Here is a 20,980-nt window from a genome sequence, read left to right as displayed (position 1 = left end):
CCTAAAGCTTGCCGGTCAGGCTGTAGAGCGGTTCGAGCACCCACTCGTATAAATGCCGAGTTTCTTGCAGAACATCCGCCTCAAGCAGCATGCCTGCCTGCAGCGGGCGGGATTCACCATAAGCCAGCACTGCTTGTTTCTGTATCCCCACGCGAATGCGATAGATCTGTTCGCCGCTGCCCCCCAAGCCCGGCACGGTCCCCACAACATTGGCAAGCTCGGCGGCCGAAAGCGTAGTTCTGGAAACGGAAATCACTTGGCCATGATGCTGGCCGAACTTTTGATAGGGGTAGGCTTGGTAACGCAGCAGCACAGCATCGCCAGACCGGATGAAGCCGATGGCCTTGCTGGGTACATACAGTTCCGCTTGCAGGCTCGCATCCGCGGGCACTAGGGTCATCAGTGATCTCGAACTTTCTACGACCTGCCCCGGCTCGGCTAGGATGGAAGTGACCATGCCTGGCTGCGGCGCCATGATGACCAATGAGCGCTTAGCTTCGCTCTCGATCAGCGCCTGCTGCAGCGACGACAGTGAGCGGCCAATGCTGGCCAGTTGATTATCATGCAGCGAGGCCAGCCCGGCCCGCTCGTGCTGGCGCTCGATCAACTGCTGTTTAAGTACTGTGGACTCGCGCACCAATCCCTGAAGGCTCTGGCGCTGACCAAGAAGCTCGGCCTGCCGCTGTTGCAACTGGTCCATGGAAATGTAGCCTTTATCCATGAGGCCCTGGTATCGATCTGCAGCATTGCTGGCCAGTTGCACAAGCCGCTGTTGGCTGGCGATTTGCTGGACCAGCGTTTTCAGCTCCTGAGTCAGGCTTTGCACTTTGCTGTCGAGGCTCAGGCGCGCTTCGACTTGCAGCTGATGTTGCTTGCGCAGTTCTTCCTCTAGGGAATCACGCTGGTGCTTGAGCTGGTCACTAACCTCTGCCTGGACAGGCCCAGAATCAACTGAACGCTCACTGGAAATCAGCAACAGCCTAGCCCCCTGTTCTACCAGTTGACCCTCTTCGACGAAACGCTCCAGCACGACACCATACTGCGGCGCGTGAATTTTCAACTGCCCGGATGAAAGGACCAGTTGGCCCGACACTGCGCTGCGCCGGGTATAGCTGCCGTAGAAGAAAAAACTCACGACCATCACCGCGAGCAACAATGCCACGAGTGCCATCACGGTGAAGGAAACGGGTCTTACAAGCATGATGTCACCCAGCCAGTTGCTCTGTCGCGCGGACAGAGCTTCATGCCGAAACAAGGGGGCCTTACCTGTCACGTAATCATCCTTTACTTGGCCGGCCGTCATGATCCCGGCTCAACGCGACAGGACCAGTCGCGTCAAGAATCCACTCTCGGTATCGAAAAAAAAAGAATCTCCGCATTAAATAGTTGATCGAGCCGCTCGTCCCATTGCTGCCACGAGTAAAGCAGTACACGCAGCCACTCGATTTATGCCAACCGCTGGTTGACGGTCGATGACTACAGCAATAAGGAGCTACACGTTGAACATCACGGAACGAGAACATGACGTCATTCACTATTTATCAAAAGGGTTGAGCAACAAAGAAATCGGGAAAAAATTGGGTATTAGCCATCATACCGTCAGAGATCATTTGTCTTCGATATTTAAAAAATTAAACGTCAGCAGCCGTGTCGAACTAGCGATTTTTGTCCATTCACTGACATCGCTTGCCTAAAACGCTTTATTATTCACACTCTCGAACTCGAGGCCACCCTACACCTGCAGGGTGGCGCTTGGGCGTTGTAGCAGGGTATAAACGGTCCCTGCCCCGCCAATTCTAAACTTAAATTGGCAGTGACGGCACCAGTCCGCCCACCGCTGTCTAAATTATGCCATGCAGATGAACGTTTCAGAAAAGAAAGCAGCTCAACTAAATGAGCTGTACGAAGTATTCGTCCCATTCGATACAGTTTTTTTGAAGGAGGTAAAGTTATTTATCTCAACGAATCGCTGTGTCAACAACAGACTTCGGAAACCGTGCTTGCTTCCTACAGTTACTTGATCAAAACTGAGGACTTACCGCGGTGCGACAGTGCACCGCGCAAGACTTTCATGGCTGAACGCTATGGCGGCGACGGTATTCTCAGTAACGGCGGCGGAGCGCGCTGCGGGTTCGATGGCACTTGGCAACTTAAGGGGCTGGGTGCCAATGCCCTGGTTGGTCACGATGTCGACATAGACCACGGGGATGGCAATTTGTCGCTGACCACCGCGCTTTACGAATCAATCTGGGCAGAGATCATCGAGTCTGTGCTGCCTTTCGGAGCGACGCGTACATTCGCCATCCTTGATACAGGCCTAACTTACGGCACCAGGAAAGGAACATTGAAACGCGGCCTTCTCGTGCGCCAACCGGTTGTGCGCCCTGCGCATTTCATCAGGTCCGTTTACTTCAGACAAAATCGCCTAGATGGTCTGGGCGAGGATGCGATACGGGTAAAGCGGGCAATTCACCGGCTTGTCGAATTTCTCCCCACGGTGCCGGGCTCGATCATCCCGCCCACACTCGAACAACGCCTAAAAAGCGGCCTTGTTGAGTTGGCCGACCGCTACGCCGAGCAATTCGCGGCTGCGCGAGCAAAGCACGTTATCCATTTCAATGTCAGCGCATCCAATATTTCACTGGCAGGCGGCTGGCTGGACCTAAGCGGTGTTCGTATTTTCACTAGCGACGTTATACACGATCGCTCCAGCATCGATCGTTTTAATACCGAGTACCTTCCCGCCCTGCAAAGCCTGCAGAGCATGTGTTACTACTTGGGCAAATATACGGTCGTTGAAGATGACGTTTCGCTATGCCTTTGGCAAACGACTATGGAGCACTTTACCCAACGCTACAATCATTACACTTACCTGTATGAGGTTGCTCAGGCCGGGTTCCCGCTTTGGTTGTTGCGTGCAGTTGAAAATACCTCTGAGTTCACCACCTTCGCCAGGACACTTCACCGCGCTCTGGAGCTTGACGAGTTTACGGTCACCTCCATAGTCGACACTGTGGGTTGGGACGGATATGAACGCTGGAGTGGACCACTTTTTCACGCTTTGTTGTCTGGCCTGGGCCAGGACGCTGTAGCAGTCGGCCCGGCCTGGCTGGCGAGTAACCCAACGCTAGCCGCTCAACTGCGCTCAAGTTACGGACAGCTGTTTGACAGGGTTGCGCAGGCTGCTGGCGATCACTGCATCGACCGCCAGCATTTGCACCTCGCTCTGCTGATCAATACCACGCGGCTGAACCGTAGCCATCGCGTGTTGCATGAGCTGCAAAGCCAGATTGAAGCCCTCGACGACAAACCAGACGATGACCGGAGGGCGGCCCTGCATACCTTGCAAGACCACGCGCTGTTTGCAGCACGCTTCAACCTCGGCCATGAACAGCCGAACGCCTTGCCGTTCTGGTCCACTGCCACACTGGCCATCAGCTTTAATCCTGAAACCGGCAGCTTCACCTTACCCAAGCGTGCTACACAATCGCTGACCCTGAAGGAGTTGCAGGCCGAAGCCGATGGCGATGATGAAATCAAGCACGTATTAAGCTTCTACCCTGGTCTGGCGAGCTAAAAAGATGAACAGATATTACAACCTGCTGACCAGTTGCCGGGATGACAGGCTCAATGACAAGGCGACGATGCTGGGCCACGCGGCCTTGGTCATGGCCGGCTGCCGACGTTCTTCAAGTTTTCAGATACGAACGTTGTGCTACTGGCTCGCACCCGCTATTGAACACTCTCAGTTCATCATGCTCTTCGACTCATCATCTAGCCCCCGAGGTTTTCTGACCTGGGCGCATCTGGCGCCTGATACAGAAGAAAGATTTGTGCAGGACCCTAATTTTCTGTTGCATCCCAGTGAGTGGAATGAGGGTGGGCGGGCTTGGGTGATCGATTTCTGCTTCCCTGGTGGCGCTGTCAAAGAGGCATTGGTCATGCTTAGGAAACTCTTACGCGAATCTGGCGTCAGTGAGATTTCCTGGGCACGCAGACGTGCTGATTATTCGATCCGGCGAATTGGGAGCTGCAGGATTTGAATGTCCTTGTAGCTAAACGATCCATATGCCGTGTGTTGCTTAGCGATCTACGTCGCTTGCTTTCAGGTAGTAGCCGGGCATTCCCAAAGTAGCAGCGCCTTGTAATCCTCCATACTCTGCGCCGCCATCAACCGCTCCAGCACATGGCGCAGCTAGGCATAGGTCTCACGCCGGTGCACTTTGGCGGTTCCGATCAGGCCGTAGATCTGTGCGCTGGCAATGGTACCTTGCGGCGAGTCGCTGAACATCCAGTTCTTGCGGCCAATCACAAATGGCCGAATCGCATTCTCCGCACGCTTGCTATCCAGCAGCAGTTAGCTGCACTCAACATATTATTCAAGTCTGCTCCAGTTATTCGCTAGATAGCCCACCGCCTTGCCCAAAGCGGTACGCGACAGGTCCGGAATTTTAACCTTTTCTACCATTCCGTTCAGTGGCCACATAGTGCCGAAAAGCTCGGCATCAATGTCGCAGGAAGGCAGTGGTTCAGTGTCTATCGCAAATGGCTCGTCAGCGACGCTGGTATTGCATTAGGTCAGTTGGGTCATTCACTTTGAGTGGGCGGCCTCAGGTTCCAAGTGCAACAGCCAATAGATAGTGTTGAGCCGATTGGTCGCCAGCAATTGCAGATGATCCGTCAACACTTCAACAGGGAATTTCCAGCCCAATGTCTGACGAGGTCGGGTATTAAGCAAGTCGGCAATCTCGTCCAGCCGCTCCTGGCTTACCAGCGACAAATCGGTGCCCTTGGGTAAGTACTGCCGGAGCAGGCCGTTCGTGTTCTCGTTGCTGCCTCTTTGCCAAGGGCTGTGCGGATCAGCGAAGTAGATCTTCATTCCCGTACGCGCTGTCAGCTCTTCATGCTTGGCCATCTCGCTGCCTTGGTCGTGGGTCATGGTTTTGAGCAGCGCCGGTGCCATCCGCGAAAGTTCTCGCGTCATTGCCTCCAGCGCGGCATCTGCGGTGGGCGCATCCAACTTGGCCAGGATCACGAAGCGGCTCGTGCGCTCGACCATCGTCGCCACTACCGAGCAACTGTTTGCGCCCATGATCAGGTCGCTTTCCCAATGACCTGGCACTTGCCGACCTTCGACCTCTTCAGGCCGGTAGCGAATATTCTGTTCAGTTGGATAGCGCTCGCGCCGAGCTGACGCAGTGCTGTGAGCACGCCGCTTGCTGCCGCCCTGGCGCAGGTAACCGATGAGTTGGCGCTTCAGCTCGACGCGTGGGTATGCATGAATTGTCAGGTAGATCGTTTCGTGACTCACATGCCGCTCGGGATTGTTAGGCCAGTAGTTCTTGAGTCACGCGGCAATTTGCTGAGGAGACCAGCCTTTGGCCAACATGCTGCGCACGACTTGGAACAGTTCACAGTCAGGGGCAAGAATCTTGTCGCGCCTTGGGACGTGTCTGAGGGCGTGCGCTCGGGCACCGGCAGCGCTGGCTTCATAGCGCTCAGGCTGCAACTGGCGTCGAACTGAACTGGCCTAATGATTTTGGACACCTTCATCGGGCGCTATGATGGCGCCCAACTGGAGGCAAAATCAGTGCGTAAATCTTATTCAAGAGAATACAAAGTCCACGCTGCCGAAATGGTGCTGGACGGTGGTCAGTCAGTCCCCGAAGTCTGCGCGGCCCTTGGGCTTGGGCCCACGGCATTGCGTCGTTGGGTTGAGCAGGTGCGTGAAGAGCGAGCCGGCAAGGTTCCAGTTGGAGCCAAAGCGATCACCCCCGAGCAGCAACGAATTGAAGAACTCGAAGCGCTGATTCGGCAAAAAGATCGGGATATCGAAATCCTAAAAAAGGCCAGTGCTCTTCTGCTTCGGGACTCCAAAGATCGTTTTCGCTGATCAACGAGCTGAGTGAGCAATACCCTGTTATCGACTGCTGCCGCGTGCTTGGGGTCAAGCGCAGCAGGTTCTACGCGTGGCGCAAACGGCAAGAGCGTGAAAATCCGGCCAGAGATGCTCTGCGCCTGCTTGCAGTCAAGCATTTCGACGCGTCGCGAGGTGCCTCTGGTTCACGAACGCTGGTGCAGGAATTACGCCGTGAAGGACACGAGGTCGGACGATACAAGGTGCGCACACTAATGCGCGAAGCTGGCCTGAAGTGTAAACAACGCAGGCCGCACCGGTATCGGTCATCCGGGGCAGAAGCATTGATCGCGCAGAATCAGCTGAAGCGCAATTTCAAGGTTTCGACGATCAATGAGGTTTGGTGTGGCGATGTGACTTACATCCAGGTTGGCAGGCGCTGGTTGTACCTGGCCGCTGTGATTGACCTCTATGTCCGTCGAGTGGTGGGTTGGGCGTTCTCCATGATTGCCGATGTCAATTTGGCTTGTAATGCTCTGCGCATGACTGTCGAATCGCGCGGTAGGCCGACGGGTGTGATGTTTCACTCAGATCAGGGCTGTCAGTACACCAGCCATAAATTCAGGACCGCACTCGATGAGTACAACTTGAATCAAAGCATGAGCCATCGGGGCCAATGCTGGGATAACGCCGCTATGGAACGATTCTTGGGCGCATTGAACTCAGAATGGAGCCGGCAGGGGGTTACGAGACCGAATCTCAGGCACGAGTGGATATCCAAGCTTATCTCATGCGCTACAACCTCAAGCGCCTCCACAGCTACAACGGTTACGAAACACCGGTAGCCATGGAGGAAAAGCTCAAGATAGCGGCATGAACCTTAACCGGTGCCCAAAATTACTTGACCAGTTCAAACTTGCGCCTGCAAGCACTAAGCGCTACCTGCCCATCCAGCGAACACGCGAGCGCGCAGCGGCTGGGCACGGCAGAGAGTGCGATGCGTGCGGGCGCCACCTGACAGCTGTCAGCCATCGAAACCGGTGAGCGACTCGACAGTTGCCGTCGAGCCGCCACACACGATCACCAGCACGTTGCCGAACCCGCCCAGGCCGACCTTGTTGCCATAAAGCAACGCCAGCGAAGCGCCGCAAGCCGGCTCGACCAGAGTGCGATGGTCGTCCAGGAAGCCCAGGCACGCCGCGACGGCCTCTCGGTCGGTGACCTGCAGCGGCACCACGGGGCGCTCCCTGGAGATGTCGAACGCCCGCTGGCAGACCTGTCGAGCCCCCAGCGTAGTGGCCACGCCGGACAATGCCGCAAGCTCCGTCAACTGGCCGGCCTTGACCGAAGCATTGAACGAGGCCATCCCCTGCGTCTCTGCCGCATAGATCGGCACACTGCCAAGGCCGTTGCGGCGCAAGCCCTCATCGACGCCTGCCAACAACCCGCCACCGCCTACGGACAGCACGACCGCATCGGGGCGAACGCCTTCTGCGACCACCTCGTCGATCATCGAGGCATGCCCTTCCCACAGAAGCGGATCGTCGAACGGATGTACGAAGGCGTCCGTAGGCGTCAGCAACGAGTGGGCGAGCTCGTTGGCTTCGAACCAGGACGTGCCGTGCACGATGACTTCGGCCCCCTCCAGGCCCAGCAGATGCCTGGCTCGCGCCGAGGTGGTTTGCGGCACGACCACGATCACGGGCACACCCAGTTTCCGCCCGGCGTGGGCCACCGCAAGCCCGGCGTTGCCACCCGAAGACGAGATGAAACGCTCGGCGCCGCGGGCGTGGTGCTGCTCGCAGGCGTGGCCCACGCCGCGGATCTTGAACGAGCCCGAAGGCTGCAGCGCTTCCATTTTCATCCACACCCTGGTGCCGGCGAGCCGGCTCAGGGGCAAGGATTCAAGCAGTGGGGTGTTGATGCTCAGGGGCATGCTTTCGGCTCCGCGATCAAGATGCTCGTCAGGCCACGGCCTGGACTTCGATTTCGACGTCCAGATCGAACGCCAGTTTGCTCACTACGGTGGTACGTGCCGGAAAACCCTCGGTGAAGCACGAGCGGTATGCGGCATTGAAACGCTGGAAATGTGCCATGTCCGAAAGCCAGACGGCCACTTTCACGACGCGCTCGAGGGACGACCCGCAGGACTCGAGCGTTGCCTGGATATTCTTCATGATCAGCAGTGTCTGCGCTTCCACCGATCCATGGACGGGCGCGCCCTCGGCATCCATCGACACCTGACCGGAGAGGAACAGAAAACCGTTGGCTTCCACGGCGCGCGCGAAGGGGTAAGGCAAATGGCTGTCGTAACGTTTCATTTGAATGTCCTGACTGGAATGCGGCATCAGCCTTCCATGCCTTTGAGCTCATCCAGGTAGTTGTAGATGGTGTAGCGGGTCACCCCGAGGGCAGCTGCCGCTTTCTCCACCCCGCCCTTGATCAGGAAAATCCCCTTCTCCTGCATGTGCTGCACCGCGAGCAGATTGGCGCGCTTGGTATTGGCGCGACCATCGCCCGGACTCTGTTCGGTGGCGCCTTTGATGATTTCGCCCATGAGGCTTTCGATGTTGCCCAGGCTTGGCTCGACGGCGGGCTCGATGGCCTGTGGCGAATGCGCCGCAGCATCCGTGGCATCGCCCACCAAACGCCGCAGCACGCCGATGGCGTCGAGCACTCCAGCGTTGTCCACATTGATGCACAGCGCGGCGAACGCGCGGCCATGGCTGTCGCGGTAGAAGGCGGTGCTACTGCGCAATGCGGTGCCCTCGCAGGAGAAGGTCGGGTAGTCCAACAGCAGCGACACCCGCTCGCGCTTTTCTTCCAGGGCTGCGCTGAAGGCTTTGTCGGCGCGCATGCCGGCAAGCACCGAATCGCCCTTCTTGCGACCGCTGACATGGGCGTTGGCGATTTCGGCAATCGAGTACTCAGGCTGGCGCAGGTCATGCAGCACCAGCTCGGCATTTCCGGGTAGAACGCTGCCGACTACCCGTACGGTGGCCTGCAGCAGTGCCAGCACGGCGTCTTCGTCGAAGAAAAAAGAAGGATTCATCGATCGAGCTCTTCAACAATTTGTGCAAAGTTAGCATTCCACTCCTCTGCTATTCAACAAAACGTTGCTTAAAAGCTTTTTCAACCAACAAAATGTTGAAACCCTTCTTCAGCCGCCGGAGCGGGTGGGCAGGCGTGTACTGTCAGCAGCCTTGAGGAACGCTGCACGATTCGGCTACTTCTTCGGCCCGATCCACTGGTTCGTACTCGGCCTATGGCGCAAGAACCTAGCGTTCCTCGGAATCGTCGGCCTGATCACGTTGGTTGAAGTCATCGTCGAAATCGCGACGGATACCGTCATTCCCACGTCCGTGGACAGAGGCCTCGGCGTAGGCCTGTCCGTGCTGTGGGGGCTGTCGACCAAGTACAGCTATTACCTGACGCGGGTCAAAGGCTCGAAAAGCCGGACCCCGTTCGAAGGTATGCGTTGGATTTGAGCGTTCGACCCGCCGTGTCGAACGCAGCCGCCTCTCGATAAGAGGCGCACGAGCGCCCTTGAACAGCGCAAGGTCGTTGCCCTGTCGCGCCGCTCAAGGGGTTGGATTCACTGACCGAGCATTACACCGCGCAAGCGGGCCTGCGCATTCACCAGTGCCGCACTGCGCTCGGAGGCCACTTGTAGCCGTTTGTTCAGCTCTGCCAGTACCTGCGGATCCTGCACTTCGGTCTTCAGGCCATCGATCTTGATTTGCGCCCTATGCGCCTCGAGGTAATCGGCTACGTCCTCGATGGCTTCCACGCCAGCATTCACCTGCGGCAAAACTTCCAGGAAGGTTTTGGCCGGGGTACTGACTACGCGCTCGTAGGCTTTGTCATAGACCAGTTCAAGGTCCTCGGGCTGCTTGAGCTGCGCATGGGCTGCATCGGCTTCGGCCAGGTTTTTCTTGTACTGGCCAGAGGCGTCGTTCATGAAGGCTTGCACGGTCTTGAGATCCTCGCGGTGCTTGAGGATGTCATCCAGAGAACGCACCGACACGCTTTTGGTGACCCCGCTCAGGGACTTGGTGTTTTCATCCATCTTCGCGTTGAAATCGGTGATCACCGCATAGTGCGAAGCATAGTCGCCGAACGCTTTGGTCTCTTCCGCCGAGGGTTTGGGCACATGCACGCCCGGCTTGTCGAGAATGCGGGTCTGCAGGAACTGTTTGAAGGCCGCCCGCTGATCGGGCTCGCTGTCGCCGCACGCAGCGAGCACCAGGGGCAGGACGGCGGCCAACAGCCATTTGGAGCGGAACGAGACGTGCATGTCGATGGATCTCCGAGAAGTAAGGGGGTGGTGTCACCGGCATTAGTCCGACGCGACACGGCGAAGTTTTACCCGCTTCTTCACGCTGTGCGGTATTGCACAGAAAGGCAGTGCCCGCCTCGGCTAGTCCTCGAACAAGGTACAGGCCATCACCAACGCATCCTCCCGCCCCCCGGCCAAGGGGTAATAGTCGCGGCGCCGACCGATCTCGTTGAAGCCGAAACGCTCGTACAGCCGATACGCCGATTGGTTGCTCGCGCGCACCTCCAGGAAGCACTCGCGGCCGTTGAGCTGCCAGGCGCGGGCCATGAGGTGTTCGAGCAGGCGCAGGCCCAGGCCGCGTCCCTGGTTTTCCGGCTTCACGGTGATGTTGAGCAGGTGCGCTTCGTCGATGATGACGTTGATCACGCCATGCCCCACCTGCTGCTGGCCGTCGAACATCAACCAGACTTCGTAGGATTTCAGCGCATCCTGGTAGATGCCGCGGGTCCAGGGGTGGCTGAAGGCGGCGTATTCGATCTTGAGTACGGCATCGAGGTCCGCCTCGGTCATGGGGCGGAAGGTGATCGAGTCACTCATGCGACGGGTTTCCAGCGCGCCATCAGCTGGCGCATGGCTTTCCAGACATCGGCCTTGCGCTGCGGCTCGTCCATCAGAAGTTCGAGGCCCGGCAGCGCCCAGGCAGTACCCAGGCCGTCGACCTCGAGCGTTTGGTAGTAGGCCGATTCTTCGGCGGCGCCGGCGAAACGCATGGCCGGCAGGCCGACCAGCCACAGGCAGGTGCAAGGGGCATCTTCCAGCCGGGCCTGAACGAACGCCTGGACGAATTCGCGCGCCGCGTCCGGGCCTTGGTCGAGGTTGCCGCGCATCAGCATCGGCCAGCGCACCGGCTCGCCGACGATCTGCGGAGCGTCCGGCAGGCCGGCGGCGCGCAGCATGTCCTTGAGCAGCAGGTACGACGGGTCGCGGCTTTGGAACGGCTGCCCGGTGGCGAGCTCCACCAGCAGCGCGCAGTTGCCGGCGCGCAGCAGCTGCAGGGCGAAGCGCGGCGGTGCGACCCGCGCGGGCTTGGCCGCCGGTGTCTTGCTCTCGGTTTGCGCTGCAGGGGTGGCAGGCTTGGCCGTACTGCTCGGGCGCGGCACTTCGATCTTCGGCCGCTCGGCCGGGCGTGGGCTGGGCCGTGGTACGGGCGCGACGGCTGTCGGGGGGGCAGACGCCACCGGCGCAGGATCGAGCAGCGGCTCTTCGGGCAGCGCCACCGGCAGCAGCAGCTCGGGCCGCGACGGCGCGGCGAACGGCAGCTCGGCGCGCGGCAGCCAGTGCACCACTTGCATGGCGGAAAGGTAGGCGCGGCGGCGGGGCTCGGTCAGCACGGCAGGGTCGTCCGGGGAAAACAGGTCGGCATTCTACCGTTGTTGCACGGGTTTTACCGCAACGCCCGGACGGAAATGTGGCCTGCGCCTGCTCGCTTCGCCGGGCTGGCAAGCGACACCCGACCGTTAGAAGCGCAGCAAACCCTTACCCGGCTCGCCCTTGCCGACCCCATTGTTCATCTACCCCTGCGCCAGCCGTGTCGGCGCGCACCCGGCAGCCCCGCGCAAGCACAGACTTCCTCTGCCCATGGGGGTGAAACCCCACCCTGCGGATGCAGTACAATCGCCGCCTTTCACCGGGCAACGAGTCGACCCACCATGATCGAACCCAAGCGCGTCCTGCGCGCCCTCGCCGAACACTGGGCCTTGCTCGAACCGCTGTGCGAGCGCTTCGACCAGGGCACCCTGAGCCTGGTCGAGCTGCGCCAGCACCTGGCGCGGCATCAGCCCGAGAGCACGCCGCAGGACATCACCCAGCTGCTCGACCAGTGGATTCGCCTGGACATCCTGGTGCCGGTGGCCAAGAGCCCCAACCGCTTCGAGCTCAATGCGCAGATCCACGATTTCCTCGCCTACCTGCGCCGCGAACACCGCCTCGGTCTGTGCCTGGAGATCGAAGCCTACCTGCGCCACCTCGAGCGTCTGGCCGGGCACATCCAGGACGCCTTCGACAATCGCGACAGCGACGATCTGGCGCGCCAGCTGCGCCTGCTCGACATGCGCGTGCGCGACGTCCTGAAGAAGCTCGACAACGACGAGCAGGCCCTGGTCGCGGTGGCCGAGCGGGCCAAGACCAGCAGCCGACAGATCCCCCTGCGCCAGCGCTACGCCGAGGTGCTGGCCACCTGGGACGAATACGTCGAGCCGATGATCCAGCTGGTCAACGCCGACGGTGCCTTCGAGCGTGGCGTGCGCCAGGTGGAAAGCGTGCTGCTCACGCTGCTGGGCGAACAGGCACGGTTGGGCCATCTGGTCGATGACGACATGCTCCTGCGCACCCACGCGCGCATCCTGGAAATGCAGACCAGCGCCCAGCTGACCTTGCGCCATGCCCGCGAACTGCTGCTGCCGCTGCGCGAAGAAGCGCGCCGGCACAATGCCGTCACCCGTGGCGCCGCCCTGGCCCTGGCGGTGATCCGGCGCAAGGGCCTCGACGCCCTGCCCCATGCCGCCCTGCCGCTGTTCACCCGGCCGCAGAGCACGTTTCTCGGCAGCGCCAGCCAGGTCGAAGCCTATGTGTACGCCCTGGCCCGCTTCGAACCCAAACCGACACGCTTTCCCAAGGCCCACCGCACCGAACGCGACCTGGCCCAGGCGCCGCGCACGGTCAAGGAAATGCTCCAGCGCTGCGAAGAGGCCCTGCCGATGCCCGACCTCATGGTCTGGCTGCTGGAGCAGGAGCCCGAAGGCGCCACCGACGAATTGCTGTACTGGTTCTCGCGCCTGTCGCGAGACAAACGCTTCAGCCGCCAGCGGCTAGAGCGGCGCGACTACGCCACCCGCGAACACCGGGTCAGCCTGCACTCCTGCGCCCTGACCTCCAGCCGCGACGCCACGCCCGACTCCAACGCGAGCCCCGTCCATGCATCTTGATCTTTCCGAACTGTCCCAGCTGGCGCCGATCTTCCGCGAGCTGTTCAAAGGCTTCCACGTCAGCCGCCGCGACCCGGAGCTGTACGCGCAACTGTCGAACTTCCAGGACCAGTACCGCACCCTGTTCAAGGCCCTGGGCTTCGAACTGGTGTGCGATACCCGCGGCTTCTACTACTTCGTGCCCGAGCAGGCCGCCGCGCACGTCAACAAGACCGCCCAGCGCCTGTCGCTGTTCACCTTCATCCTTGTAGAGCACCTCGCCGACCAGGGCCGCGACCCGCTGGCGGTGCTCGACGGCGGCAGCCTGGGCCGCGACGAACTGCCGTCGCTGCTCGACAAGTACCGCGAGCTGTTCCAACAGGCCGAAGTGCAGAGCGTCGAAGACCTCGAAGAGAAGATCCTGCGCCGCATGACGCAGTTGGGCTTCGCCCATGAAGAAGGCGGCGTGTACCGCTTCCTGCCGCCGATGCACCGTTTCCTCGACGTGTGCCTGTCGGTGCAGCAGGACCGCGACCTCGCCGCCACCCTGCACAGCGCCTTGCCCCTGCCGACCCCGGCCCTGGCCGATGAAGGCGATGACGACACCGAGCCTGCGGACGAAGACGAAGACGCAGCCCTGGCCCGCGCCATCCGCGAACAACAGCAGGAGCACGACGCATGAGCCAGGAACGCTACGGCATCCGCCGCTTCGCGCTGCTCAACACGGCCGGCTACAGCCTCGGCCTGTTCCCGCTGGAACAGCCGCTGTCGGTGTACGGCGCCAACAATCTGGGCAAGTCGGCGTCGATCAACGCCTTGCAGTTTCCGATCCTGGCGCGTATGTCGGACATGAGCTTCGGCAAGTACAGCCTGGAGCAGTCGCGGCGCTTCTACTTCGCCAGCGACACCAGCTACATCCTCTGCGAACTCGACCTGCCCCACGGCAAACACGTAGTCGGCGTGGTCGGGCGCGGGCCGGGCGGCGGCTTCGGCCACCAGTTCTTCGCCTACCAGGGCGCGCTGGACCTGGCCCACTACCAGCACGAAGACACTTGCCTGCGCCAGAAGGAGCTGTTCGCCAACCTCGAGCGCCACGGCTTCAAAGCCTACGAACTCAAGCCCGACGAGCTGCGCCGCCTGCTGGTCGGCGGGCACACCTCGGTGCCGCTGGACCTGACCCTGATCCCGCTGCGCTCGACCAGCGAACACAGCCTCAAGACCTTCCGCGCGCTGTTCATCAACCTGCTGCACATGCGCGAAATCACTGCGGCCAAGCTCAAGCAGCTGTTCCTCGACGCCTTCGAACACAGCCTGCGCTCGGGCAGCGTCGACTACATCGCCGCTTGCGAAGAAGCGTTCCGCGACGTGCGCCGCATGGAGCAGGACTACAACGCCCTGGTCACCGCCGGCCCGCTGATCGAAGCCCTGGCCGGCGGCGTGGCCCAGCGCGACGTGCTGCGCGGTAAGTTGCAGAAGATTTCCCCGCTGCTCGACAACCTGCTCGGCACTTGGCAGGACTATGCCCTGGCGCGCAAGGAAGAGCTGGTGATCCAGGCCGAGCACTACCGCGCCGAGCAGGACAACCTGCAGAGCACCCAGCGCAGCGGTACCCAGGAGCTGATGCGCCTGGAGCGCGAAATCACCGGCTGCCAGCGTTGGCTGGGCGAGCTGTCGGTGCTCAAGCAGCGTTTCGCCCTGGTCGACGACGTCAAGCAGCTCGAACAGCAACTGCTGGCGGCCAAGGACGCCCACGACGAGCTGGCCGGCGCACTGGCCCACTCGCGGCAGTTCTCCAGCGAAGACCTCGACGAGCGCCTGCGCGATCTGGAGCAGCGTCTCAAAGGCGTGCGCCAACAGCTCGACCATGCCGACAACAACAGCTACGCGCGCCTGCGCGAAGAGTTCTCGCAGCCGGACGTCGACCGCCTGATGCGCCTGTTCAACGGCGCACTGTTCAGCCTGCCGCTGGGCGAGCACGGCATCGCTCTGGATGAAGGCGCGCAGTGGGTCAAGACCCTGGAAGCGCTGCTCGACCGGTTCAAGGGCGAGCGTTTCGAGGCACCGGGCCTGTCCATCGACCTGTCGCACATCGACCCGCCCGCGTTGCAGGCATTGGCCGACCGTGCCGCGTTGCGCGATCAGAAAGAGCGCCTGGAAAAGGAGCTCAAACAGCTCAAGACCCAACAGTCGGTGGCCCACGACCGCAGCGCCAGCAAGGCGCAGAGCGAGGCGCTGTACCAACGGGTGCTGGATGCGCAGAAGGCGCTGGAGGATTTCCGCCGCAGCCAGACGCTGAGCGTCGAGGAAGGGGAAAAACTGGAGCAACTGGCGCAACTGGAAGCGGCCCAGGACGAGCTCAAGCGCTCCAGCGATGCGTTCACCGAGCGCGTGCAGCAACTGTCGGCCAAGCTGCAACTGGTCGGCCGGCAACTGGCGGACCTGGAGGCCAAGCAGCGCACCCTGGACGATGCCCTGCGGCGTCGCCAACTGTTGCCCAGCGACATGCCGCAGGGCACGCCGTTCATGGAGGTGGTCGACGATTCCATGGACAACCTGCTGCCCTTGCTGAGCGACTACCAGGACAGTTGGCAGGCACTGCAACGGGTCGACAACCAGATCGAGATGCTCTATGCCCAGGTGCGCCTCAAAGGCGTGGCCAAGTTCGACAACGAGGAAGACCTCGAGCGGCGTTTGCACCTGCTGATCAACGCCTATTCGCACCGCAGCGAAGAAGCCCTGACCCTGGCCAAGGCGCGTCGCGCGGCGGTCACCGACATCGCTCGGACCTTGCGCAACATCCGCAGCGACTACGACAGCCTCGAACACCAGTTGGCGCTGTTCAACCGCGAGATCAACAAGCGCCAGGTCTCCAACCTGGAAAGTTTCCGCGTGGTGCTGGCGCCGAACAAGGAAGCCCTGCGCCACATCGACCAGATCATCCACAGCGCCGGGCAATACGAGGAAGGCGAGACGCTGTCGGTATTCGACCTCAGCCACAGCGTCGAGCAGGACCAGAAGAACGAGCAGGCCAAGGAATACCTGGCGCGCCTGGTGGCGGCCAACCATAACCAGCTGGGCCTCAAGGAGCTGTTCGAGCTGGCGTTCGAGATCACCAAGATCAACGGCCAGCCGGTGATCCATGCCGACATCGACGGTGCGGCGTCCAACGGCACCACCATGACCATCAAGGCGCTGACCAACATGTACCTGTTGCTGCACCTGATGGACCGCGACCTGGCCAGCCGCATCCGCCTGCCCTACTACCTGGACGAGGCCGCCGACATCGACGAACGCAATCAGGCGGCACTGCTGGAAACCAGCCAGCAGTTGGGCTTCGTACCAATCCTGGCGAGCGTCAAGCCGCAGGTGTCGGCGCAGGTGGCGATCGATCTGGAAGGTGGCAGTGGGCCGAATGGGATCTACATCGATGAGTCGGACTGGAAGTACATCAGCCCGTTGTGATGGGGTATCGGGGTCGGCTGGCGCTCAGCCCATGCCTACAGCGGCCGCCAGCCATTACCCTCTGTAACAATGGCCGCTAGTCATTGCCCCTGTGGGAGCGGCTTCAGCCGCGATGGCCGGCACAGCCGGCCCAATGGCTGCAACCTCATCATCGGGATCCTGTGCAGTACCCGGCTTTGGGGGCCGAAGCCGCTCTCAATAACCGCCACCTGTCCGCGATCGGCATCAGCCCATATGCAGCGGCTCAGATCATTGCGCCCAAGGCAAAATCGGAATCGCCGTCACCGCGTTCTGCGGGCTGCCTTCGATCACGCGGTCGCTATAGACCAGGTACACCAGCGTGTTGCGCTTTTTGTCGAAGAAGCGCACTACCTGCATGGTCTTGAATACCAAGGAGGTGCGCTCCTTGAACACGCTTTCGCCATCCTTCAGATCGCCCTTGAAGTTGATCGGCCCCACCTGACGGCAGGCGATCGAGGCTTCGGCGCGATCTTCGGCCAGGCCCAGGCCACCCTTGAGCCCGCCGGTCTTGGCGCGCGACAGGTAGCAGGTCACGCCTTCGACCTTGGGATCGTCGAACGCCTCGACCACGATACGGTCGTTGGGCCCGACGAACTTGAACACCGTCGACACCTGGCCGATCTCTTCGGCGCTGGCCAGCAGCGGCATGGCCAGCGCCGCCGCCACAATCATCTTCTTCAGCATTGCATGACTTCCTCAGACCAGGACCAGATTGTCGCGATGGACCAGCTCAGGCTCGGCGCTGTAACCCAGGATGCCCTGGATCGCGTCCGACGCCTGACCGATGATTTTCTGCGCCTCGAGGGCGCTGTAGTTGGCTAGGCCGCGGGCGATCTCGACGCCCTGCGTATCGACGCAGACCACCATCTCACCGCGCCGGAAGCTGCCCTGCACGGTCTTCACGCCGACCGGCAGCAGGCTCTTGTGCGCCTCTTTGAGCGCCTGCACGGCACCGTCGTCGAGGACCAGTGTGCCGCGGGTTTGCAGATGCCCGGCCAGCCACTGCTTGCGCGCGGCGAGCATGCCGCGTTCGGGCGAGAGCAAGGTGCCCAGACGTTCGCCGGCCTTGAGCCGATCGAGTACGCGCTCGATGCGCCCGCCGATGATCATCGTATGGGCGCCGGAACGCGCTGCCAGGCGCGCAGCGCGCAGCTTGGTCTGCATGCCGCCACGGCCCAACGCGCCACCGGTGCTGCCGGCCACGGCGTCGAGGCTGGCGTCGTCGGCGCGGGCTTCGTGGATCAGCGCCGCATCGGGGTTGTTGCGCGGGTCGGCATCGAACATGCCGTCGCGGTCGGTGAGGATCACCAGCAGGTCGGCTTCGACCAAGTTGGCCACCAGGGCGGCCAGGGTGTCGTTGTCACCGAAGCGGATTTCGTCGGTGACCACCGTGTCGTTCTCGTTGATCACCGGCACCACGCCCAGTTCCACCAGGGTGCGCAAGGTACTGCGGGCGTTGAGATAGCGTTTGCGGTCGGACAGGTCGTCGTGGGTCAGGAGAATCTGTGCGGTGTGCTTGCCATGCTCGCCAAAGCTCGATTCCCAGGCCTGCACCAGACGCATCTGGCCCAGGGCCGCCGCCGCTTGCAGCTCGTTCATCGCGCTAGGCCTCGTGGTCCAGCCCAGCTGGCTCATGCCGGCTGCCACCGCGCCGGAAGACACCAGCACCAGTTCCACACCGGCCTCGCGCAAGGCCACCATCTGCTCGACCCACACCGCCATGGCACCACGGTCCAGCCCTTTGCCGTCGGCCGTCAGCAGGGCGCTGCCGATCTTCACCACCCAGCGCCGCGCACCTGTCACCTTGCTCCGCATCGTCTTTCCAACCTATGTCGAATCCGTAGATACCGTTGTCGCAGGCGCTGTATGAAATCGGTTTGCATGCGGCCGACGAAAGCATGGCGCTGCGCCGGACAAGCACTGCGCCTGATGCCCGTCAGTCAAGCCGAGATACCGTTCGTTGGGGCTGCTTTGCAGCCCATCGCGGCTAAAGCCGCTCCTACAAACCGAATATGAACCTGTAGGAGCGGCTTCAGCCGCGATGGGCCGCTAAGCGGCCCTAATCGCTTGGCTAACCGGCATCAGAGACTGCGCGCGCTTTTTTTCGTCCACATGCAAACCCTTTTCATACAGGGCCTGGAAACCAAAACGCCGCTCGAATGAGCGGCGTCCAGTGTACTGCAACTTGCTGCGGGCGATCAGTCGCGCACGTAAATGATTTCCGGGCCGTCTTCGTCGTCTTCGAAGTCGTCCCAATCATCGTCGTCGCCGATGTCGTGCACGCTCTTCACGCCAGTACGGCGCAGGGTGCGGGCATCGTCCAGGGCTTGCAGCTGGGCGCGGGCTTCGTCTTCGATGCGCTGATCGAGCTCGGCCAGCTCGGCGGCGAACGCCGGGTCGTTGGCCAGGCGGTCGGCGCGGTCTTCGAGGTAGCGCATCAGGTCATGGCTGAGCTTCTCGGTACCCTGTTTGGAGATGGCCGAGATCACGTAGACCGGGCCTTCCCATTGCAGACGCTCGACCACTTCCTGAACGCGCTCGTCGCGCTCGTCGTCCATGATCATGTCCGACTTGTTCAACACCAGCCAACGCTCGCGCTCGGCCAGCGACGGGCTGAAGCGGGTCAGCTCGTTGACGATCACTTCGGCGGCGTCGGCCGGGCTGCTCTCGTCAAGCGGCGCCAGGTCCACCAGGTGCAGCAGCACGCGGGTACGCGCCAGGTGCTTGAGGAAACGGATACCCAGGCCCGCGCCCTCGGAAGCGCCTTCGATCAGGCCGGGAATGTCGGCGATGACGAAGCTCTTCCAGCGGTCGACGCTGACCACACCCAGATTGGGCACCAAGGTAGTGAAGGGATAGTCGGCCACTTTCGGCTTGGCGGCCGAGACCGAGCGGATGAAGGTGCTCTTGCCGGCATTGGGCAGGCCCAGCAGACCGACGTCGGCCAGCACTTTCATTTCCATCTTCAGGTCGCGCTGATCGCCTGGCTTGCCTGGCGTGGTCTGGCGCGGCGCGCGGTTGGTACTGGACTTGAAACGGGTGTTGCCCAAGCCGTGCCAGCCGCCTTGGGCGACCATCAGTTTCTGCCCAGGGGTGATCAGGTCACCGATCACTTCCTGGGTGGTGGCATCGATCACCGTGGTGCCGACCGGCACGCGCAGGAACAGGTCTTCGCCTTTCTTGCCGGTGCAATCGGTGCTGCCGCCGTTGGCGCCGCGCTGGGCTTCGTGGTGGCGGGTGTAACGGTAGTCGACCAGGGTGTTGAGATTTTCGTCGGCCACCATGTACACCGAACCGCCGTCACCGCCGTCGCCACCGTTGGGGCCGCCGTTCTCGATGAACTTCTCGCGGCGGAAGCTCATGCAACCGTTACCGCCGTCACCGGCCTTGACCTTGATGGATACTTCGTCAACAAACTTCATTAGAAACCGCCTCTCGCCTACGGGCGAGCTGAATAACTGAATAACCTGAGGCTCTTGCAAAGATGAGCGCGGCGGCCCCGTACGACCTCAAGCGCTGCGCGAAACGGGCTGAAACAGGCCCCTTTCGAACGATCGCCACACACCACGCCGGCAGCCCAAACAAACAGCTTTGCAAGAGGCTCACCACAAATGACACAAATGAAAAAGCCCCGTCGCGTGACGGGGCTTCGAGAGCGACGTCGCGATTAAGCGGCGACGATGCTCACGTAACGGCGGTTGAACTCGCCTTTCTTCTCGAATTTGATCACGCCTTCGATTTTCGCGAAGAGGGTGTGATCCTTGCCGATACCCACGCCGTAGCCTGGGTGGAATTCGGTGCCGCGCTGGCGAACGATGATGTTGCCCGGCTTGATCACCTGGCCGCCGTACATCTTCACGCCAAGGCGTTTCGATTCTGAGTCGCGACCGTTACGAGTACTACCACCAGCCTTCTTGTGAGCCATGGTTCAATTCTCCAAATAAATTCAGGGGACCGAGGCGATTAAGCCTGGATACCGGTGATTTTGATCTCGGTGAACCACTGGCGGTGGCCCATACGCTTCATGTGGTGCTTACGACGACGGAACTTGATGATGCGCACTTTATCGTGACGACCTTGCGACACGACTTCGGCAACGACGGTAGCGCCGGCGACGACTGGAGCGCCGATGGTGACGGCGTCACCGTTGGCAACCAGCAGAACGCGATCGAACGTGATGGATTCGCCAGTGGCGACTTCCAGCTTCTCGACCTTGAGGAATTCACCTTCAGCGACTTTGTACTGCTTGCCGCCGGTAACGATTACTGCGTAAGACATGGGTATTTCTCCGATAATCCTGCTCACCCAGCGCTTTATAGGAAGAGTATTGGCTGGCATGGCTGCATGAGCTGGGAAGGCCCGATGCAATTGCGTAAGGCAGGTGCTGCCCAGGAAAGT

General features: G+C 61.1%; 21 protein-coding genes and 2 pseudogenes. 9 read left to right on the top strand and 14 right to left on the bottom strand.

Annotation, left to right across the window (positions count from 1 at the left end):
- Position 1: 1 nt before the first annotated feature.
- The gene (locus tag AA0Z93_RS10810) at positions 2-1,255 is read right to left on the bottom strand and encodes an HlyD family secretion protein (protein ID WP_413049030.1); all 1,254 of its coding nucleotides are present in this window, start codon (positions 1,253-1,255) and stop codon (positions 2-4) included.
- 244 nt (positions 1,256-1,499) lie between these two features.
- Here AA0Z93_RS10810 and AA0Z93_RS10805 point away from each other — a divergent pair, with 244 nt between their 5' ends.
- The 3 genes from AA0Z93_RS10805 (at position 1,500) to AA0Z93_RS10795 (ending at position 4,043) form a co-directional block, all read left to right on the top strand.
- Positions 1,500-1,694: a response regulator transcription factor gene (locus AA0Z93_RS10805; RefSeq protein WP_413048941.1), complete on the top strand. Its 195-nt coding sequence runs from the start codon at positions 1,500-1,502 to the stop codon at positions 1,692-1,694.
- A gap of 377 nt (positions 1,695-2,071) precedes the next feature.
- On the top strand, positions 2,072-3,577 hold the full coding sequence (locus tag AA0Z93_RS10800; RefSeq protein ID WP_413048942.1) for a hypothetical protein: 1,506 nt from the start codon (positions 2,072-2,074) through the stop codon (positions 3,575-3,577).
- Positions 3,578-3,581: 4 nt separating this feature from the next.
- Complete coding sequence (locus AA0Z93_RS10795; RefSeq protein WP_413048943.1) at positions 3,582-4,043, top strand: toxin-activating lysine-acyltransferase; 462 nt, start codon at positions 3,582-3,584, stop codon at positions 4,041-4,043.
- Between the two features lie 62 nt (positions 4,044-4,105).
- Here AA0Z93_RS10795 and AA0Z93_RS10790 read toward each other — a convergent pair.
- Positions 4,106-4,429, bottom strand: a pseudogene (locus AA0Z93_RS10790) (IS66 family transposase); the annotation flags it as partial.
- Positions 4,430-4,591: 162 nt separating this feature from the next.
- Positions 4,592-5,521, bottom strand: a pseudogene (locus AA0Z93_RS10785) (IS30 family transposase); the annotation flags it as partial.
- A gap of 12 nt (positions 5,522-5,533) precedes the next feature.
- On the opposite strand from AA0Z93_RS10785, the gene AA0Z93_RS10780 reads away from it, so the two are divergent.
- Together AA0Z93_RS10780 and AA0Z93_RS10775 are read left to right on the top strand one after the other, a co-directional pair.
- Positions 5,534-5,893, top strand: coding sequence for a transposase (locus AA0Z93_RS10780; RefSeq protein WP_413048944.1), 360 nt, complete (start codon positions 5,534-5,536; stop codon positions 5,891-5,893).
- Positions 5,890-6,702 (top strand): IS3 family transposase, encoded by an 813-nt coding sequence (locus AA0Z93_RS10775; protein WP_413398588.1) that lies wholly within the window; start codon positions 5,890-5,892, stop codon positions 6,700-6,702. The genes AA0Z93_RS10780 and AA0Z93_RS10775 overlap by 4 nt, the downstream gene beginning before the upstream one ends.
- Positions 6,703-6,881: 179 nt before the next feature.
- Here the strand turns inward: AA0Z93_RS10775 and AA0Z93_RS10770 are convergent, their stop codons facing one another.
- Genes AA0Z93_RS10770 through AA0Z93_RS10760 form a run of 3 tightly spaced genes read right to left on the bottom strand, consistent with a single transcriptional unit; the run spans position 6,882 to position 8,909 of the window.
- A complete protein-coding gene (locus tag AA0Z93_RS10770) occupies positions 6,882-7,793 on the bottom strand; it encodes a pyridoxal-phosphate dependent enzyme (RefSeq protein ID WP_413048945.1) in 912 nt (303 codons plus the stop codon).
- A gap of 28 nt (positions 7,794-7,821) precedes the next feature.
- The gene (locus tag AA0Z93_RS10765; protein WP_413048946.1) at positions 7,822-8,178 is read right to left on the bottom strand and encodes a RidA family protein; all 357 of its coding nucleotides are present in this window, start codon (positions 8,176-8,178) and stop codon (positions 7,822-7,824) included.
- 26 nt (positions 8,179-8,204) lie between these two features.
- Positions 8,205-8,909 (bottom strand): transcriptional regulator, encoded by a 705-nt coding sequence (locus AA0Z93_RS10760; protein ID WP_413048947.1) that lies wholly within the window; start codon positions 8,907-8,909, stop codon positions 8,205-8,207.
- Between the two features lie 64 nt (positions 8,910-8,973).
- On the opposite strand from AA0Z93_RS10760, the gene AA0Z93_RS10755 reads away from it, so the two are divergent.
- Entirely contained in the window at positions 8,974-9,345 is a 372-nt protein-coding gene (locus tag AA0Z93_RS10755; RefSeq protein ID WP_413048948.1) for a DUF2628 domain-containing protein, read from the top strand.
- Positions 9,346-9,452: 107 nt separating this feature from the next.
- Here AA0Z93_RS10755 and AA0Z93_RS10750 read toward each other — a convergent pair whose 3' ends face one another.
- From AA0Z93_RS10750 to AA0Z93_RS10740, 3 genes are all read right to left on the bottom strand, one after another.
- A complete protein-coding gene (locus tag AA0Z93_RS10750; RefSeq protein WP_413048949.1) occupies positions 9,453-10,154 on the bottom strand; it encodes a DUF3053 family protein in 702 nt (233 codons plus the stop codon).
- A gap of 123 nt (positions 10,155-10,277) precedes the next feature.
- Entirely contained in the window at positions 10,278-10,733 is a 456-nt protein-coding gene (gene rimI / locus AA0Z93_RS10745) for a ribosomal protein S18-alanine N-acetyltransferase (RefSeq protein ID WP_296265587.1), read from the bottom strand.
- Positions 10,730-11,527, bottom strand: a complete 798-nt coding sequence (locus AA0Z93_RS10740; RefSeq protein WP_413048950.1) for an energy transducer TonB — start codon at positions 11,525-11,527, stop codon at positions 10,730-10,732. Before AA0Z93_RS10740 ends, rimI begins: the two co-directional genes overlap by 4 nt.
- A 318-nt stretch (positions 11,528-11,845) precedes the next feature.
- Between AA0Z93_RS10740 and mksB the strand changes: the two genes are divergently transcribed.
- From mksB to mksF, 3 genes are read left to right on the top strand one after another with little or no spacing between them, the layout of a single operon-like run.
- Positions 11,846-13,120: an Mks condensin complex protein MksB gene (gene mksB / locus AA0Z93_RS10735; protein WP_413048951.1), complete on the top strand. Its 1,275-nt coding sequence runs from the start codon at positions 11,846-11,848 to the stop codon at positions 13,118-13,120.
- A complete protein-coding gene (gene mksE, locus AA0Z93_RS10730; protein WP_413048952.1) occupies positions 13,110-13,781 on the top strand; it encodes an Mks condensin complex protein MksE in 672 nt (223 codons plus the stop codon). Before mksB ends, mksE begins: the two co-directional genes overlap by 11 nt.
- Positions 13,778-16,561, top strand: coding sequence for an Mks condensin complex protein MksF (gene mksF, locus AA0Z93_RS10725; protein WP_413048953.1), 2,784 nt, complete (start codon positions 13,778-13,780; stop codon positions 16,559-16,561). The genes mksE and mksF overlap by 4 nt, the downstream gene beginning before the upstream one ends.
- A gap of 249 nt (positions 16,562-16,810) precedes the next feature.
- Here mksF and AA0Z93_RS10720 read toward each other — a convergent pair whose 3' ends face one another.
- The 5 genes from AA0Z93_RS10720 to rplU all read right to left on the bottom strand — a co-directional run bounded on the left by AA0Z93_RS10720 (position 16,811) and on the right by rplU (position 20,860).
- A complete protein-coding gene (locus tag AA0Z93_RS10720; protein WP_413048954.1) occupies positions 16,811-17,266 on the bottom strand; it encodes a CreA family protein in 456 nt (151 codons plus the stop codon).
- 12 nt (positions 17,267-17,278) lie between these two features.
- On the bottom strand, positions 17,279-18,397 hold the full coding sequence (proB, locus tag AA0Z93_RS10715; protein WP_413048955.1) for a glutamate 5-kinase: 1,119 nt from the start codon (positions 18,395-18,397) through the stop codon (positions 17,279-17,281).
- 383 nt (positions 18,398-18,780) lie between these two features.
- Positions 18,781-20,004, bottom strand: coding sequence for an Obg family GTPase CgtA (cgtA, locus tag AA0Z93_RS10710; protein WP_413048956.1), 1,224 nt, complete (start codon positions 20,002-20,004; stop codon positions 18,781-18,783).
- A gap of 245 nt (positions 20,005-20,249) precedes the next feature.
- Complete coding sequence (gene rpmA, locus AA0Z93_RS10705) at positions 20,250-20,507, bottom strand: 50S ribosomal protein L27 (protein WP_023533198.1); 258 nt, start codon at positions 20,505-20,507, stop codon at positions 20,250-20,252.
- Positions 20,508-20,545: 38 nt separating this feature from the next.
- The gene (gene rplU / locus AA0Z93_RS10700; protein ID WP_296265572.1) at positions 20,546-20,860 is read right to left on the bottom strand and encodes a 50S ribosomal protein L21; all 315 of its coding nucleotides are present in this window, start codon (positions 20,858-20,860) and stop codon (positions 20,546-20,548) included.
- Between the last annotated feature and the right edge of the window lie 120 nt (positions 20,861-20,980).

Source organism: Pseudomonas phoenicis, from assembly GCF_047302395.1.
Classification (GTDB): Bacteria; Pseudomonadota; Gammaproteobacteria; order Pseudomonadales; family Pseudomonadaceae; genus Aquipseudomonas.
The sequence above is the reverse complement of the archived record's forward strand: the minus strand, read 5'-3'. Positions and strand labels throughout refer to the sequence as shown.

Bases quoted from the DNA above. Each gene is read 5' to 3' on its own strand.
- AA0Z93_RS10760 (WP_413048947.1), bottom strand. From the start codon at position 8,909: ATGAATCCTTCTTTTTTCTTCGACGAAGACGCCGTGCTGGCACTGCTG.
- rpmA (WP_023533198.1), bottom strand. From the start codon at position 20,507: ATGGCTCACAAGAAGGCTGGTGGTAGTACTCGTAACGGTCGCGACTCA.
- AA0Z93_RS10780 (WP_413048944.1), top strand. From the start codon at position 5,534: ATGATTTTGGACACCTTCATCGGGCGCTATGATGGCGCCCAACTGGAG.
- AA0Z93_RS10720 (WP_413048954.1), bottom strand. From the start codon at position 17,266: ATGCTGAAGAAGATGATTGTGGCGGCGGCGCTGGCCATGCCGCTGCTG.
- cgtA (WP_413048956.1), bottom strand. From the start codon at position 20,004: ATGAAGTTTGTTGACGAAGTATCCATCAAGGTCAAGGCCGGTGACGGC.
- AA0Z93_RS10765 (WP_413048946.1), bottom strand. From the start codon at position 8,178: ATGAAACGTTACGACAGCCATTTGCCTTACCCCTTCGCGCGCGCCGTG.
- mksF (WP_413048953.1), top strand. From the start codon at position 13,778: ATGAGCCAGGAACGCTACGGCATCCGCCGCTTCGCGCTGCTCAACACG.
- mksB (WP_413048951.1), top strand. From the start codon at position 11,846: ATGATCGAACCCAAGCGCGTCCTGCGCGCCCTCGCCGAACACTGGGCC.
- rimI (WP_296265587.1), bottom strand. From the start codon at position 10,733: ATGAGTGACTCGATCACCTTCCGCCCCATGACCGAGGCGGACCTCGAT.
- proB (WP_413048955.1), bottom strand. From the start codon at position 18,397: ATGCGGAGCAAGGTGACAGGTGCGCGGCGCTGGGTGGTGAAGATCGGC.
- mksE (WP_413048952.1), top strand. From the start codon at position 13,110: ATGCATCTTGATCTTTCCGAACTGTCCCAGCTGGCGCCGATCTTCCGC.
- AA0Z93_RS10750 (WP_413048949.1), bottom strand. From the start codon at position 10,154: ATGCACGTCTCGTTCCGCTCCAAATGGCTGTTGGCCGCCGTCCTGCCC.
- rplU (WP_296265572.1), bottom strand. From the start codon at position 20,860: ATGTCTTACGCAGTAATCGTTACCGGCGGCAAGCAGTACAAAGTCGCT.
- AA0Z93_RS10795 (WP_413048943.1), top strand. From the start codon at position 3,582: ATGAACAGATATTACAACCTGCTGACCAGTTGCCGGGATGACAGGCTC.
- AA0Z93_RS10770 (WP_413048945.1), bottom strand. From the start codon at position 7,793: ATGCCCCTGAGCATCAACACCCCACTGCTTGAATCCTTGCCCCTGAGC.
- AA0Z93_RS10800 (WP_413048942.1), top strand. From the start codon at position 2,072: ATGGCTGAACGCTATGGCGGCGACGGTATTCTCAGTAACGGCGGCGGA.